The sequence below is a fragment of the Aeromonas sp. TECH754 genome, from assembly GCF_056279295.1.
Map to the genome: position 1 here is coordinate 3,570,299 of NZ_JBWBRA010000001.1, position 14,203 is coordinate 3,584,501.

Genomic DNA, 14,203 nt, shown 5'->3' on the forward strand with positions numbered 1-14,203 from the left:
CGAGGCAAACGCCTCGCCTCACAACCTGTTACGAGCAGTTGGCACCGCTCAGCGCGACAGAGAAACTCTCGCCTTCTGCCGCTGGTGCGTTATAGATTACTTCACAGCTATTGGCTTGGTCGGAAGTGAACACACCGGTGTCACTCACTGCCCAGCCGCCATCCATGGTAACTACCTGACCAATCCCTGCTTTATCCGCCGTCGGGTAGCCATAAGTAGTCGTAGCGGAACTGGTGCCTACGGCAACGGAAGAAGAGTCCAGCTTCTCAGTACCATCGATCGCCGAACGGCTGTAGACCAGCTGGGCGCCACTTTGCACGGCAGCTGCTACACCCTGAGCCGCAGCCTTATTGGCATCATCCTGCAGATTCAGGAACTTGGGTGCGGCGGTGACCGCCAGAATACCCAGGATGATGATTACGATAACCAGTTCGATCAGGGTAAAACCCGCCTGCTTTTTCATTACATTTTCCTCTGTTTATTAATTGATATTGGTCGTCACCTGACCGGAGGCCGGCCGGTAACTGAAACTCATATAGGCATCGGTGCTCCCTTGCGGGTCCTGATACCGCCCATCACTGCCCTTGTTCAAGCTGTTGACCAGATAGTAACGGCAGACCGAATCCAGTCCGTTGTTGCTCACCGTGGCATAGAACTTCAGGTCATTGCCGCTACTGCGCACCTCGTCAAAGTTCGCAGTCGCCTTGGGAGGATTCTGCAGCAAGCCCTCCCAAATATTGAGACAGCGCGGAGCCGTCAGGTTGGACGGATCTACGTCGATACCACCGCTCGCCGCCGTATCCATGGGGTAGCCTGGCGAGAGCTCGCCATTGTTGACCTGGCTCTCGGTCGGCGTGGTCAGATAGAAGCGTGAACCATCGTAGAGCACGGTGTTGAGGTTGTCCTGCTTGGCACGTCCCTCGGCTTCCCACTGGGCCCGCACCAGCGAGACGGCGGTGGCGAAACCACCGGAGACCCCTTCCACACTGGCCTTCTTCGCCTCGTCGGTCACATCGAGAAAACGGGGCAAGGCGGTCACCGCCAGGATCCCCAGGATCACGATGACGATCACCAGCTCGATCAGAGAAAAACCCGCCATCTGACCGGCTCTGCGATCGCACCTCACTCTCTTTGCTGCCATGCTGCCTCCGTAATGGTCCACATTATTTCATGTGGACAGAAAAAAATCATGTCGCCAAGCCGCTAGAACGATGTTGTTCAAGATTTGTTCAACACACTGCCATCAGTGAATCGATAGATCAGCCAGTTAGCTTCCCAGCCAAATTCGCATCCCCCGCCATCCCGACTGGCCAGCACTTGCAAAGCCGGCATCGACTGGGCCTCCTGGCCGAGCAAGGTCAGCCACAACCGGCGACAGTTGTCGGAAGGAGACTGCTGCGGCAGCACCGCCAACGGCCAGCCGCGTTCATCAAACTGCCAGGCGACCCCTTGCGCATGCACCAGCCCGGGTCTGCGCTGCTCGAGCCACAATCCATGCAGGCGCTGCACCCGTTCGGCAAACTGCTCGCCAAGCAGGCTCAGGCTGACCGCCAGCGCCTGCTCCCTGTGGTTGCGATAGCTCAGGGCCAAACTGGAGACGATGACCAACAGCAAGATCGCGGCCACGGCCCGCCGATACCCCCCCAGCCAGCGCTCATCCTGCTCCGACTGTCTGCTCATGCCGCTCCCGTATCTGGTTTGCTACGTCCGGCCGGCATCTTGTCCCACCACCAAGGGAGTAAAGATGCCACCAGCAATTCGTTACTTGCCACGCACCGCCCGCATCATGTCCCACATGGGTGTAAAGATACCGAGCGCCAGCACCAGCACCATGACAGCCACTATGCCGATGAGGATGGGTTCGATGCGGGCGGTGAGGCTCTTGAGGTCGTAATCCACCTCCCGCTCGTAATACTCGGCCGCCTCGTGCAGCAGCTCGTCCACCTGCCCCGTCTCCTCACCCACCGCGATCATCTGCATCACCAGCGGGGTGAACAGGCCGCTGGCCCCGGCGGTACGTAGCAGGCTCTCGCCCCGCTCTATGCCCGCCCGCATGTCGCGGATCTGCCCCGCCATATAGGCGTTGTCCACCGCATCCGCCACCAGGGTCAGCGCCGTGTTGAGCGGCACCCCGGCCTTGAGCATCATGGAGAAGCTGCGGGCGAAGCGCGCCAGCAGGGAGCGCTCTATGATGGTGCCGACGATGGGCAGCCTGAGCTGCCATCTGTGCCAGGTCAGCTTGCCCTTGGCCGTGGCGACCCAGCGCCGCCAGCCAACCACGGACCCCACCATGATGACCAGCAGCAGCCACCAGTAGTTGACGAAGAAATGGGAGGTGGCGAGCAGGATCCGGGTCGCCAGCGGCAACTCGACCCCGAACTTGGCAAACATGTTGGCGAAGACCGGGATCACCATGATGTTGAGGATCACCATGGCGATGCCGATGGCGACCATCACGAAGCTGGGATAGCGCATGGCGGTCTTGATCCGCTTGCGAGTCTCCAGCTCCAGATCGAAATAATTGGCGAGCTGGAGGAAGGCCTCCTCCAGCTGACCGGTGTTCTCGCCGACATGGATGATGGCGACGAACAGGCTGCCGAACACCTTGGGGTGGGCCTGCATCGAGCTCGACAGCGGGCGGCCATTGCCGAGATCCTCTCCCAGCGCATGCAGCGCCCGCTTGAGCGGCTTGCTGTGGGCGCTCTCCTCCAGCCCGGCGATGGCGCGCAAGATCGGGATGCCGGCCCGGGTCAGGGCATACATCTGGCGACTGAACACCACCAGCTCCTCGAGCTTGACGCCCCCCTCCAGCAGCAGGGACCAGTCGATGCTGGCAGACTTGGCCTTGCCCGCCTTGAGCTCGGTCGGCATCACGCCGCGCCGCATCAGCTGCTCGGCGGCGGCCATCTCGCTGACGGCCTCCACCACACCGTTGACGGCATTGCCCTGACTGTCACGGCCCTTGTACGCAAATGATCCCATGACTTAACCCAGATCCTCGGCCAGCCTGAGCACCTCATCCACTGAGGTGATGCCCTGACGGGCGTAATCGAGTGCGGTCAGGGCCAGGGGCCGGTAGTGCTCATGCTCCCGCGCCGCCCTGGCGAAGCCTTCGGCATCGTTGCGACGCAGGGCATCCATCATGGCTTGATCCAGCTCCAGCAGCTCGTAGACCCCGATCCGACCGGAATAACCGGTGAAGTTGCAGCTCTGACAGCCGCGCCCCTTGTGATAGGCATGCTGGCCGGGTACCTCGCCACTGAGCACCCCGAGCCAGGTCGCCTGGCCCGCATCGGGCGCCTTCTCCTCGACGCAGTGTTCGCACACCCGGCGCACCAGGCGCTGGGCCACCACGGCCCGCAGCGCGCTCGCCACCAGATAGCCGGGGGCCCCCATGTCGATGAGACGCAGAGCGCTGGTCACCGCATCGTTGGTGTGCAGGGTGGTCAGCACCAGGTGACCGGTGATGGCACCGCGCAGGCCGATCTCCACCGTCTCGTTGTCCCGCATCTCCCCCACCAGCAGGATGTCCGGATCCTGACGCAGGGTGGAGCGCAGTACCTGGGAGAAGGTGAGGCCTATCTTGGCGTTGACCTGCACCTGGTTGACCCGCGGCAGTCGGTACTCCACCGGATCTTCCACCGTGATGATCTTGTGGCTGGCCTGATTGAGCTCGGACAGCGCCCCATAGAGGGTGGTGGTCTTGCCGCTGCCGGTGGGCCCGGTCACCAGGATCATGCCGTGGGGGCGTTTGAGCTGACGGCGAAAACGGGTCAGGATCTCCGGCGGCATGCCGGTTTCGGCCAGCGACAGGATGCCGGAGGATTGATCCAGCAGCCGCATCACCACGGATTCCCCGTACTGCACCGGCATGGTCGACATCCGCACGTCCACGTCGCGGCCGCGCACCTTCATGGCGAAGCGGCCATCCTGGGGCAGCCGCTTCTCGGAGATGTCGAGCCCGGCCACCAGTTTCAGGCGCAGCACCAGCGCCTGGGCGATCCGCACCTCGCTCAGGATGTTCTCATGCAGGATGCCGTCGATCCGCTGGCGAATGCGCAGCACCTTCTCGTCCGGCTCGATGTGGATGTCAGAGGCGCCGACCTGCACCGCGTCCTCGAACAGGGAGCGCAGCAGCTTGGCCACCGTCGCCTCCCCCTCGTCGGCCCCGCCGTTGAGATTGCTGGCCCCAAGCTCAAACCCCGAGTCCTGGTGCTCCTCGTGCAGTTGCACGGCGAAGTTCTCGATCTCGCGGGTGCGGCGATAGAGCCTGTCGAAATACTCCAGCAACTGGCCTTCCCGCGCCACCGCCAGCACCAGCTCGCGTGGACGCAGCAGGGCGGCGATGGCATCGAGGGCGCTGAGGTCGGCGGGATCCGACATGGCCACCGTCACCTTGTCGTCACTGAGGTGGACCGCCAGCGCGCGATAGCGGCGGGCCTGCACCTCGGGCAACAGTGCCACGGCCGCGCCATCTATGGTGAGGTTGTTGAGATCGAAGAAGGGCACGTCCAGCTGACGGGCGAGGAACTGCAGCAACTGCACCTCGCTGATGAAGCCGAGATCGATCAGGGTGGTCCCCAGCTTGCGGCCGGTCTGGCGCTGCTGTTGCAGGGCGAGCTGGAGCTGATCGTCCGAGATGATCTGCTCTTGTACCAGCAAGTCGCCGAGCCGCATTTTCAGTCTGGGTTGTGCCATGCAAACTCCAAAAAAGTGAACAGTTTCCCCATCAGGGGGCAAGCTGGGCGATGCGCTGTTCCAGCCAGCTGCTGGATGCCGCACCAAGATTGCCGTGCAACTGGGCGTTGCGATAGGCATCCAGCGCCCGTTGGCTGTGGCCCTGCCCATCCTCGGCCACGCCGAGCCCGAGCCACCAGCGGCCCTGATCCGGTTGCTGACGCAGCAGTTTGACATAGAGCTCCGCCGCCTGGGCATTCTGCCCCAGCTCCTGGGTCAGCCCGGCCCAGGTCGCGTAATAATCCATGTTGCTGGCCAGCTCGGGCTGATAGCCGGTCAGCCAGCCGAGCGCCTTCTGACGATCTCCCTCGCCGATGGCCACTCGGGCCAGCAGCAGGCGAAAATCGGCCTGTTGTGGCGCCAGTCTGAGCCCCTCTTCCAACACCTGGCCGGCCTCGGCCAGACGGCCTTCGCCGTAGAGCAGGCCCGCCAGCTGTTCACGGGCGCCCTGATGATGCGGATCATGAGCCAGCACCTGGTAGTAGTTGTCCTGCGCCTCCCGCATCTGGCCCTTGGCCATGGCGGTGGTCGCCTTGCGCTCGGCCAGGGCCGCCAGCTCGGGCTCGGAGAGATCCACAGTCTCGATCTTCAGCACCCCCGGCTTGCGGGGCGGGGCGGCGGCGATCGCCTCCTGCTCGGCGGCCAGTTCGGCCTGCAGATCCGGCTGCAATTCTTCATCGCTCGGAATGACCTCATCGGCCATCATCTCCTCGTCCTCGGACTCGATCTGAGGCGCCGGCGGCTCATCGTCAGCGGCGGGCAGATCATCCACAGCCTCGGGCTCCCTCGTCTCAGCCGGTGTTGTGGCCGCGGCGATCGCGGCCTCCGGCGGAGTCGACAGGCTCAAGGCCGCCGACAACGGCATGACGGCATGAGCCTCGGCAGCTGAAGAGACTGCTTTTGTGTGGCTGACAGCGCTAGTTGACTGCGAAACCTCGGCCATGGCAGTGGGAACCTGCAATCTCTGGCTCTGCTGCCAGTAGATCCAGGTACGCCAGCCGAGGATGCCGATGGCCAGCCCGCACAGCAGGGTCAACACCAGCATCCACCAACCCTGTCGGCGTACCGGCGCCACATAGACGGCGGCCTCGCCGCCGCCCTGACGCTGCTCCAGATCCTTGAGCATCTGATTGATCACGCTCATGACCAGACTCCGTAGGCCAGGGCGCCACCCAATAACAACAGCAGCGGCCACCAGCGGATGAAAGAGGGATGACTGGCATCGTCGGTGTCGCGGATGGCGAGGCGCACCAGCCGGCTGCCGATCCGGCGCTCACCACGGCCGTAAGCCAGCATCAGGCACTTCTGGGCCAGCACGTTGATGAGCCGCGGCACCCCGCGCGACGCTCGCCACAGCAAACGCAGGGCGCGGCCATCGAACAGGGCGGCACCGCGATAGCCGGAGACGTGCAGCCGATGCTCCACATAGGCGCGGGCCTCGTCAAAGCGCAGGGCACGCAGACAGTAAGAGAAACCGATGCGCTGACGCAGCTGGCGCAAGTGGGGCTTGGCCAGCCGCGCATCCAGCTCGGGCTGGCCGAACAGCACTATCTGCAGCAGCTTGCTCGACTCCGTCTCCAGGTTGCCGAACAGCCGGATCGCCTCCAGCGTCTCGTCCGGCAGGGCCTGCGCCTCGTCGATCAGTACCACCACCCGCTGACCCTGTTGATGCAGGGCGATCAGGTGGCGATGGATGCGATCCGTCAGATCCAGCTCGCTGCCATCGTGCACCGACAAGCCCAGATCGAGCGCAAGCGCGGTGCGCAGCTCGGCGGGGCTGAGGTGGGGATTGGGCAGCCAGGCGAGGCGCACCGGCCTCTGCTCGGAGCCGAGTTCGGTCAGCAGCTTGCGGCAGAGCAGGGTCTTGCCGGTACCGACTTCGCCGGTCACCTTGATGAAGCCCTCCCCCTGTGCCAGCGCCCAGTTCAGCACCTGCAGGGCCTCCTCATGGGGCGGCAGCCCGTAGTAGAAGCCGGTGTTCGGCGTGAGACCAAAGGGAGCCTCCTGCAGTCCGAAGTGACTCAGGTACATGAGGCCTCCTGTGGCCCCGGGCTGTGCACGACCAACCGATGCGCAGTCATGACTTAGTCCTTGGACGGGTACCATTTGTCGAGCAGCTCGGAGGAACGTTGCAGCTCCTTCTGCCAGGTGTCGTTATCCACCACGGTCGGCTTGAGCAGGATCACCAGCTCGACCTTCTGAGTGCTCTCGCTGCGGTTGGTGAAGGCCTCACCGACCCAGGGAATGTCGCCGAGCAGCGGCACCTTGCTGACGACCTCTTTCTTATCGGTCTTCATCAGGCCGCCGATGACGATGATGTCGCCGTTGTTGGCCTGCACCACGGTATCGGACTCACGAATGGAGCTCTTGGCCAGCGGCAATATCAGGGGATCGGCGGTGCCAACGTTGATGGTCTTGTTCTGCTCCTCGGTGTCGATGACCGAGGGGTGGATGTGCAGCAGCACCTTGCCCTGCTCGTCGATCTGCGGGGTCACGTCCAGCGCGATGCCGGAGAAGAAGGGGGTCAGCTCCACGTTGGGGGTGACGATGGGGGCCGAGTTGCCCGAGGTGGTGGTGGTGGTGGAGGCGTTGGTGACGAAGTATTCGTCCGTGCCCACCTTGATCACCGCCTTCTGGTTGTTGGTCGCGGTGACCCGCGGGCTCGAGAGGGTGTTCACGTCGCCCTGGGTCTTGAGCAGGTCGACCGCCACCACGAAGTTGCCATCCGAGATGGTGAAACCGGCGCCGCCGCCGATGGCGTTGAAGATGGGGTTGGTCGCGCCGACCTGGCTGTTGCCAAGGCTGCCCCCCCCCCGGATCCCCTTGTTGCCATCCCAAGTGGCGGAGAGACCGTTCCAGTCAACCCCCTGCTCATAGCCTTCGTTGAGGGAGACCTCCAGGATGCGCGCCTCCAGCACCACCTGACGCTTGAGGTGCTCGCCGGACTGATCCAGAAAATCGCGTACCGCCTTGAGCTCCTTCGGATAGGCTCGCACCGTGACCAGGCCCGCCTGTGGGCTGGTGATGACGGCCCGTCCGTCTCCGGTGCCGATCAGGGTCTGCAGGGAGTCGCGCAGATCGGTCCAGTAGTCGTTGTTGCTGTCCGTCTCGATCCGGGTGCCATTGCTGTTATTGCTGTTGTCACCGTTGGAGGAGGAGCCGTAGTTGTTGCCGTTATTGCTGTTGTTGCCGTTATTACTGTTGTTGTTGCTGCCGTCGAAGTTGTTGTTATTGCCGTTGTTATTGTCGTTCGCGGTGACGCCGCCGGTGCTGACCGAGGTGCGGGAGAGGCCGCGGCGGGCCATCATCAGGTAGTTGACCGGTATGGTCTCGGTGCGAAGACCCGCCGGATAGACGTGGAACACGTTGCCCTTGCGCTGTACGTCGAAGCCGTACATGTCACCCACCACCGCCAGCGCTTCCTGCAGGGTCACATCCTTGAGCTCGACCGAGATCGAACCCGCCACCCCGGGGTGCACCGCCACGCTGTAACGGGATCCCTTGAACAGGGAACCGAAGAACTCGACGGCGTCGACGTCATGGGCCGCGATGCGCAACCGCTTCTCCGGCACCGCCACCGGCTGCTGGGGGCGATTGAGTTGCAGCAGCTCGCTTTGCACCGAAGGGGGCAAGGTGGTCAGGGGGGCGGTCTGGTTCTGCTCGGTCATGGCCTGCTTGAGGGCATCCTTGGCCTGCACCGGCTCCGGATGCTTGTAGGTGGTACAACCCGCCATCGCCAATGCGAGGGGAAGCAGACAGAAATGGGGTTTTTTCATGTTATTGATGCACCTGACTCGCAATTAAACTCGACAAATCTGGCCCGCAACATCCCGTGCGGCACCGACTTCAAATCCTGATCTTGCTGCCAAACAGGGTCAGCGCCTGGCGTTTGCCTGCCTTCTCCAGCACCACGGCATCGGCGCTGATAGAGACCAGCTGATAGCCTTCCACCCGCTGACCGACTCGATAGCTCTGGCCATTGAGCACCGCCAGCGCCGGGCCATTGCCGAGGATGATGCTCTGCAGCCTGGGCAGGCCGGCCACCTTGCTCGGGCTCGCACCCGAACTCATGCCGGCCAGCGGCGCGGTAGGATCCTGCAGCACCTCGGCCTGCAGCTGCGGGCTCAGCAGGCAGCCCCACAGCGCCAGCCAGGCCACACCGGGCAGGCTACCGGGGCGCGGCAGGGTAATGAATGGGATCAGCCACTTAGCCACGGATAAACTCCTTGCTGGTGCTGAGGGTGTAGATTTCCATCTCCACCGTCGCCTTGGGGTGTTCGATCACCCGGTAGTCAAAGCCTTTCCAGTAGAAGTGGCGCGGCAGCGCTTCCAGCGCCTTCAAGTACTGATACACGTCGAAATAGCCGCCCTCCAGCTGGAGCCGGATGCCGTGCTTGAACAGATTGACACGCTGCTCCCCCGCCATCAATGGTTCCGGCTTGAGAGAGGTGAGCGCCAGCATGTGCAGGTTGGCGGAGCGGGACAACAGTGCCTCCAGCACGGCGGGCATTTCGTGTGCCGGGATCAGATCCACCGTCTGGGCCTTGAGCTCGGCATCCAGCCTGGCGAGGCTCTGCTCGGTGCCGGCGAGTTGTTCACGTACCTGTGCATTGGGGTCTCGTGCCAGCCGGGCCTGCTTGCCCTGGTTCTCGAGATCCAGGATCTCCAGATCCCGCTGCGCCGCCACCAGGGCCTGTCGATCCTGAGCAAGGCGGGTGTCGGCGGCATCCAGCCAACCGTAGATCCCGCCAGCACCAAGCAGGATCACCCCGGTCAGCAGGATCATCAGCCGCTCCCGCAGGCTGAGGGCGGCGATCGTTTGCGCCCACGCCTGCCACTGAGTCTTCAATTCCATCAAGGTTTCTCCCGCGCGATGCCACTGAGCTGGAAGGCCAGCTGACCCCCCTTGTCCCGGCTCAACGTCAGTTCGCCAAACTGCTTGCCTGCCAGTGATGGCGTCTGTTTGAAGCGATTGACCCAGGCGGGGACATCCTGGCTGCGATCGGCCAGACCGGAGAGGCTGATGTGGCCGTCGTTTATCTCGATCCGCTGCAAGGAGAGATGGGGATCGCGCAGGCGGGCCAGATCGGCCATCACCCCGGCGTAACCCTGAGATTTTTGCAAGGAGAGGCTGCCGAGCTGCTGCATCAGCCCCTGCTTGGCAATCAGCTCTTCCTGCTTGTTGGTGAGCTGCTGTTGCAACTGACTGTCGGCCTGGTGGCGAGCCAGCTCGGCATCGAGCCGGCTCGCCTCGTCGCGCTTGATAGCCAGCAGCGCCTGCAACTGCGCCAGCTCGCGGCTGACACCCTGCTGCTGCCAGCCGTAGAAGAGGGTGACGGCCACCAGCAACAGCAAGCCCTCCCCCCAGATGAGGGCTATCTGATTGAGGCTGGCCCACTGACGCTTGGGCCTGAATTCGGCGCCGTAGAGATTGATATGATGCTTCATCACTCCCCCCTGCCCAGTGCAGCGCCATAAGCGGAGAGATACTCGACCCCTGCCAGCACGGCCTTGTTGGCCATGGCGGAGACCGGGAAGCCGAATGCCTGCTCCAGATGGCGCACCAGTATGCCGATGAAGGAAGACCCGATGGCGAGCTGCAATTGGCCAGGATCCGGTAGCTTGAGCTGGCCGGCGAGGTAGTCGAGGGAGCGCTGGATCTCCAGCGCCAGCCCGTCGAGCAGGGCGCCGTCGGGCTCATGGGCACCGGTGAGGCTGCCAAAGCCGCGCAACTGGCGCGAGAAACAGAGGCCGCCGCGATGGAAGACCAGCAGTTGCAGTTCCTGACCCTTCGGCTGCCACAGCAGCATGCGCACCACCTGATCAGCCTCGTAGAGCGCCGTCATGGCCAGCTCGTCGCTGACGATAGCCTCCAGCGTGGCCACGCCGTTGACCGCATTCGCCAGTTGCGTCACCCGGTTCTTGGGAACGCAGATCACGTTGATGCGAGGCCGTCCCGCCGGGGGCGTCGGCAAATCCACATAGTCCATGGCGAGCTGCAACACCGGCTCGTTGACAAAATCCTTGATGGCCCAGGGCAGGGCCCCGGCCATCTCGGCATCGGGCACGGCGGGCTTGTCGATCTGGATCTGTTGATAAAGAGTGGCGGCGAGGGCGACCCGCACCTTAGACTTGGCCAGGCCATGCTGGCCGAACAGCTCGCTCATGGCCTGCGGCCATTCGTGGGGCCCATTGACGGCACGGCTGGTAAAAATGGGGCGCGGCTCCACACAAGCCAGCAGGATGCGATCGCTTGCCAGCAGGAGTCCAACCCGATGACCGGGAGCTGAACGTCGGAAAAGTGATTTCATTGAGACCCGCATCTGGCTGCATAAAACTGGTCAAACCTTAGCATAAACAGTCTATTAGCCTCCATCTTTATGATAAATGACACATTGATTGACCAGGGGTTAATCCACCGGGATCCCTTGCTGGCTCCCGCCCAGATCCCCTCCCCCCTGCACCCTATCCAGCATCCCTTGCTGGATGCCCACGGAGTTCGGCTCTGGTGCAAACGGGATGATCTGATCCATCCCACCCTCTCAGGCAACAAGTGGCGCAAGCTCAAATACCATCTGCAACAGGCCGATGCTCTGGGCAAGACGCACCTGCTGTCGTTTGGGGGCGCCTACTCCAACCACATCCATGCGCTGGCGGCGGCGGGCCGCAGGGCGGGGCTGCGTACCACGGGCATCATACGCGGTGAACCCGAGGCCGTCAGCAACGCAACCCTGAGCGCAGCCGAAGGCTGGGGGATGGATCTCATCTTCGTGGATCGCCAGAGCTACCGGCGGCGCCAGGATCCCGAGTGGCTGGCCCGCTTCATGGCGCCGGACACCCTGCTAGTCCCCGAGGGGGGCAGCAGCCCGCTCGCCATCCCCGGGGTGGCCGAACTGGTGGCCGAAGTCCCCTTCTCGCCGGATCTCTGGGTGCTGCCCTGTGCCAGCGGCGGCACCCTGGCGGGGCTCATTGCGGGCAAACGGGAACGGGAGCAGGTGCTCGCCATCGCCGTGCTCAAGGGCGGCGCCTTCATCCATGACGAGGTGTGCCGGCTCAATCCTGCCGCCGCCAGCACCGATGGCTGGCGGATAGCGCTGGAGCACCACGACGGCGGCTATGCCAAATTCAGCCGGGAAATGTGGCAGTGGGTGCAGGACTTCAGCGCCCGGACCGGCCTGCCGCTCGAACCCATCTACAGCGGCAAGGCGATCTGGGGTCTGTTTCGGGAGCTGGCCGCGGGCCATATCTCCCGTGGCAGCGAGATTGTCTTCATCCACACCGGCGGCCTGCAGGGATTGGCAGGATTGAAAGAGCAAGGCCGCCTCTGAGAGGTGCCCTGCCACGACTCAGGCCTCCGCGGGTTCCATTCTCAACAGCTGTGGTTCGGCGAACCAGGGGCCCTGCCCCGCATGCACGCCGAGATGGCGCAACATCTTCCACTCCTCGTCGCTCTCCACCCCGACCGCAATCACCCGGGTCTGGGTGTTGGCACAGCCACCGACCAGACTGCGCACCGCCATCTGATTGACCTGACGACGGTGGATCTCCCGCACCAGGCTGGGGTGCAGCTTGAGGAAGTTGATCTCGAACTCCTTGATGTATTGGGTGCTCACCACATCCTGACCGGCATGATCGATGGCCAGCTGGCAGCCCAGCATGCGCAGTGCCCGCAGTGGCCGCTTGAGAGCCTCGTAGTGGCGGGTCACCTGGGATTCCGACAACTGCAGCACCAGCTTCTCATTGATGCTGCGCGGCAACTGGAACAGGTCGAAGAAGAGCTCACGCTGGAACTCCCGATTGAGCAGATTCTGGGCGCAGAGCGACAGGCTGACGGGGCAACCCGGCTCCGGATTCCGGCGCAGCAGACGCAGAGTCCGGGCGACCACCAGCCTGTCCAGCGGCAGCAACAGGCCCGCCTTTTCAGCCATCGGCATGAAAACGCCGGCCTGCAGCTCCCGATCCTGTTCGTCATGGATGCGGATCAGCAGCTCCTGCTGCAGCACCGCCTGATCCGGTTCCTGCTGCACCGGCTGCAGATAGAAATGGACCCCCTGCTCCTCGATGCGGCGACTGATGAGGGTGCGCCAGCGCACCGTCCCCTTGCTGCTCGGCTCCTCACCCAGCGCCTTTTCGTAGAGGAACCAGCCGCTGTGATCCTGCAACCGCGCGCTCTTGAGTGCCAGCTCGGCCTCCTCCTGCACCTTGAGCAGGGAATCCTGCGCCTGATAACAGACGGCGCCGAGATAGACCGCCGTGTCGACATTGACCGACTCCGGCCAGTGCAGTCGTTGCAGGCTCTTGAGCAGTTGGCTGGCCCCATCCACCATCTCGCTCTCGGACATGTTGGGCAGCAGCACGGCAAACACCTGGGCACCGTAGCGGGCTTGCAGGGCGCCGCTGTGCTTGCGCACAAAGGCACCGATAGAGGCGCTCGCCTCCAGCAGCAACTCCTGGCTCGGGCGCCCGGTCAGATCGGGATCCAGCTCCTCCAGCCCGGCCAGTTCGATCAGCATGACCCCTCCGCTGATCACGCTCGCTTCCATGATGGCGCTCTCCAGCCGGTTATCGAAGAACAGGCGGTTGCCGATGCCGGTGGCCTTGTCGACGAAGGCGTTGCTGCGGATGAAGTTGTCAAACCGGCTGCGCTCCTTGCGGGCATCCGCCAGATCGGCCAGCAGGTGATTGAGGGCCTGACTGGCTGAGACGGGCCACTCGTCGGCAGGATCGTGGGCCAGCTTGGTGAGCTTGCCATCCAGGATCAGCTGGGCCCGCTCGGCCAGCAGCTCGGCACCGCGCAGTTGCAACCGCAACCAGCGAATGGAGTACCAGAGCCCGAACACCACGATGCAGACGCCAAAGGAGATGCCGGACATGGCCTGCATGGAGTACTCGAACTCTTTGAACGGCCGGTCCAGCTTGAACTCGGCCCGCATGCCCGTCTGGTGGGGGATGGCCTTGCTGTAGGGGATCAGCAGGCTCTCGTCGGTCTGTTGCTGCACATCGCGAAACCAGTAGACCCGCTGCTTGTCCTGGCGGATCTCCAGCTCGACCACCTGGGTTGCACGCAGCAGCGAAGGCAGCCAGCGGGCAAGATCCTGCTCGTCGTCGGCCGCGCCCAGCTGCTTGTCGATGATCTCCACCAGGGAGTCGACCCGGTTCTGCTGCATCTCCAGTCCCATCTGGCGGAAGCTGAACACCCCGCCGAGCATCACCATGGTCATGGCCGCTATCACGCACAGAGTTATAAAAGAGACGAGCTGAGTGGTCAGTTTCATGTGCCTTTCCATAGCCGACAACATCCATATTGCCTCATGGTATCAGCCTTGGCCAAAGCCCGCCTATGGATGAAGCTCCCGCTTCTGCAATTAAGCAGCCCATCATTTTCAGCGTACAGAGAGGGAAGACAGCCAGGGGATCGGTAGAAAACAGGGGAAATGCTGACGTGCGGGCAGAAAAATGGTCCCAC

General features: G+C 63.3%; 14 protein-coding genes. 1 reads left to right on the forward strand and 13 read right to left on the reverse strand.

Annotated elements, in window-relative coordinates; translation table 11 throughout:
* Positions 1 to 28 precede the first annotated feature (28 nt).
* From ACZ9IL_RS16215 to ACZ9IL_RS16270, 12 genes are all read right to left on the reverse strand, one after another.
* Complete coding sequence (locus ACZ9IL_RS16215) at positions 29 to 463, reverse strand: prepilin-type N-terminal cleavage/methylation domain-containing protein (RefSeq protein WP_476004420.1); 435 nt, start codon at positions 461 to 463, stop codon at positions 29 to 31.
* A gap of 18 nt (positions 464 to 481) precedes the next feature.
* The gene (locus ACZ9IL_RS16220) at positions 482 to 1,141 is read right to left on the reverse strand and encodes a type II secretion system protein (protein ID WP_476004421.1); all 660 of its coding nucleotides are present in this window, start codon (positions 1,139 to 1,141) and stop codon (positions 482 to 484) included.
* Between the two features lie 77 nt (positions 1,142 to 1,218).
* Positions 1,219 to 1,680, reverse strand: a complete 462-nt coding sequence (locus ACZ9IL_RS16225; RefSeq protein ID WP_476004422.1) for a hypothetical protein — start codon at positions 1,678 to 1,680, stop codon at positions 1,219 to 1,221.
* 81 nt (positions 1,681 to 1,761) lie between these two features.
* The gene (locus tag ACZ9IL_RS16230) at positions 1,762 to 2,982 is read right to left on the reverse strand and encodes a type II secretion system F family protein (protein WP_476004423.1); all 1,221 of its coding nucleotides are present in this window, start codon (positions 2,980 to 2,982) and stop codon (positions 1,762 to 1,764) included.
* A gap of 3 nt (positions 2,983 to 2,985) precedes the next feature.
* Positions 2,986 to 4,698: an MSHA fimbrial ATPase MshE gene (mshE, locus tag ACZ9IL_RS16235; protein WP_476004424.1), complete on the reverse strand. Its 1,713-nt coding sequence runs from the start codon at positions 4,696 to 4,698 to the stop codon at positions 2,986 to 2,988.
* Positions 4,699 to 4,729: 31 nt separating this feature from the next.
* Positions 4,730 to 5,881: a tetratricopeptide repeat protein gene (locus tag ACZ9IL_RS16240; protein WP_476004425.1), complete on the reverse strand. Its 1,152-nt coding sequence runs from the start codon at positions 5,879 to 5,881 to the stop codon at positions 4,730 to 4,732.
* Positions 5,878 to 6,768: an ExeA family protein gene (locus tag ACZ9IL_RS16245; RefSeq protein ID WP_476004426.1), complete on the reverse strand. Its 891-nt coding sequence runs from the start codon at positions 6,766 to 6,768 to the stop codon at positions 5,878 to 5,880. The genes ACZ9IL_RS16240 and ACZ9IL_RS16245 overlap by 4 nt, the downstream gene beginning before the upstream one ends.
* A 53-nt stretch (positions 6,769 to 6,821) precedes the next feature.
* Positions 6,822 to 8,513: a pilus (MSHA type) biogenesis protein MshL gene (gene mshL / locus ACZ9IL_RS16250; protein WP_476004427.1), complete on the reverse strand. Its 1,692-nt coding sequence runs from the start codon at positions 8,511 to 8,513 to the stop codon at positions 6,822 to 6,824.
* A 70-nt stretch (positions 8,514 to 8,583) separates the two neighbouring features.
* Positions 8,584 to 8,895 carry a SctD/MshK family protein gene (locus tag ACZ9IL_RS16255; protein WP_476005369.1) on the reverse strand — a complete coding sequence of 104 codons (312 nt, stop codon included), beginning with the start codon at positions 8,893 to 8,895 and terminating at the stop codon, positions 8,584 to 8,586.
* Between the two features lie 49 nt (positions 8,896 to 8,944).
* Positions 8,945 to 9,592: a type 4a pilus biogenesis protein PilO gene (gene pilO / locus ACZ9IL_RS16260; protein WP_476004428.1), complete on the reverse strand. Its 648-nt coding sequence runs from the start codon at positions 9,590 to 9,592 to the stop codon at positions 8,945 to 8,947.
* The gene (locus ACZ9IL_RS16265) at positions 9,592 to 10,185 is read right to left on the reverse strand and encodes a PilN domain-containing protein (protein WP_476004429.1); all 594 of its coding nucleotides are present in this window, start codon (positions 10,183 to 10,185) and stop codon (positions 9,592 to 9,594) included. The genes pilO and ACZ9IL_RS16265 overlap by 1 nt, the downstream gene beginning before the upstream one ends.
* The gene (locus ACZ9IL_RS16270) at positions 10,185 to 11,048 is read right to left on the reverse strand and encodes an MSHA biogenesis protein MshI (protein ID WP_476004430.1); all 864 of its coding nucleotides are present in this window, start codon (positions 11,046 to 11,048) and stop codon (positions 10,185 to 10,187) included. The genes ACZ9IL_RS16265 and ACZ9IL_RS16270 overlap by 1 nt, the downstream gene beginning before the upstream one ends.
* 69 nt (positions 11,049 to 11,117) lie before the next feature.
* Here ACZ9IL_RS16270 and ACZ9IL_RS16275 point away from each other — a divergent pair, with 69 nt between their 5' ends.
* Entirely contained in the window at positions 11,118 to 12,065 is a 948-nt protein-coding gene (locus ACZ9IL_RS16275; RefSeq protein WP_476004431.1) for a 1-aminocyclopropane-1-carboxylate deaminase/D-cysteine desulfhydrase, read from the forward strand.
* Between the two features lie 18 nt (positions 12,066 to 12,083).
* Here the strand turns inward: ACZ9IL_RS16275 and ACZ9IL_RS16280 are convergent, their stop codons facing one another.
* Positions 12,084 to 14,012 (reverse strand): EAL domain-containing protein, encoded by a 1,929-nt coding sequence (locus ACZ9IL_RS16280; RefSeq protein ID WP_476004432.1) that lies wholly within the window; start codon positions 14,010 to 14,012, stop codon positions 12,084 to 12,086.
* Between the last annotated feature and the right edge of the window lie 191 nt (positions 14,013 to 14,203).

Coding starts and splice junctions, on each gene's coding strand:
- ACZ9IL_RS16270 (WP_476004430.1), bottom strand. CDS start 11,048: ATGAAATCACTTTTCCGACGTTCAGCTCCCGGTCATCGGGTTGGACTC.
- ACZ9IL_RS16215 (WP_476004420.1), bottom strand. CDS start 463: ATGAAAAAGCAGGCGGGTTTTACCCTGATCGAACTGGTTATCGTAATC.
- ACZ9IL_RS16280 (WP_476004432.1), bottom strand. CDS start 14,012: ATGAAACTGACCACTCAGCTCGTCTCTTTTATAACTCTGTGCGTGATA.
- ACZ9IL_RS16265 (WP_476004429.1), bottom strand. CDS start 10,185: ATGAAGCATCATATCAATCTCTACGGCGCCGAATTCAGGCCCAAGCGT.
- mshE (WP_476004424.1), bottom strand. CDS start 4,698: ATGGCACAACCCAGACTGAAAATGCGGCTCGGCGACTTGCTGGTACAA.
- ACZ9IL_RS16240 (WP_476004425.1), bottom strand. CDS start 5,881: ATGAGCGTGATCAATCAGATGCTCAAGGATCTGGAGCAGCGTCAGGGC.
- ACZ9IL_RS16220 (WP_476004421.1), bottom strand. CDS start 1,141: ATGGCAGCAAAGAGAGTGAGGTGCGATCGCAGAGCCGGTCAGATGGCG.
- ACZ9IL_RS16230 (WP_476004423.1), bottom strand. CDS start 2,982: ATGGGATCATTTGCGTACAAGGGCCGTGACAGTCAGGGCAATGCCGTC.
- ACZ9IL_RS16225 (WP_476004422.1), bottom strand. CDS start 1,680: ATGAGCAGACAGTCGGAGCAGGATGAGCGCTGGCTGGGGGGGTATCGG.
- mshL (WP_476004427.1), bottom strand. CDS start 8,513: ATGAAAAAACCCCATTTCTGTCTGCTTCCCCTCGCATTGGCGATGGCG.
- ACZ9IL_RS16275 (WP_476004431.1), top strand. CDS start 11,118: ATGATAAATGACACATTGATTGACCAGGGGTTAATCCACCGGGATCCC.
- ACZ9IL_RS16245 (WP_476004426.1), bottom strand. CDS start 6,768: ATGTACCTGAGTCACTTCGGACTGCAGGAGGCTCCCTTTGGTCTCACG.
- pilO (WP_476004428.1), bottom strand. CDS start 9,592: ATGGAATTGAAGACTCAGTGGCAGGCGTGGGCGCAAACGATCGCCGCC.